1 pseudogene is annotated in these 280 nt (G+C 67.1%); it reads left to right on the forward strand.

Annotated features, from left to right (window positions below):
* Positions 1 to 280, forward strand: a pseudogene (locus tag F6Q13_RS19455) (4-hydroxy-2-oxovalerate aldolase); the annotation flags it as partial.

Genomic DNA, 280 nt, shown 5'->3' on the forward strand with positions numbered 1-280 from the left:
TTTGGGCACAGTGGCCAATCTGCGCCAGGCGTGCGACGCCGGTGCGACGGTGGCACGCATCGCCACGCACTGCACCGAGGCCGATGTGTCGATCCAGCACTTCGGAGCTGCCCGCGATCTCGGCATGGAGACCGTCGGCTTCCTCATGCTCTCCCACATGAGCACACCTGATGCGCTGGCCAAGCAGGCTCGGATAATGGTCGATGCCGGCTGCCAGTGCGTCTACGTGGTGGATTCGGCGGGTGCGTTGCTGCCCGACGACGCGCGCGCCCGGGTCGAG

Origin of the sequence: Mycobacterium sp. (genome assembly GCF_008709575.1) — a bacterium.
Lineage (GTDB): Bacteria > Actinomycetota > Actinomycetes > Mycobacteriales > Mycobacteriaceae > Mycobacterium.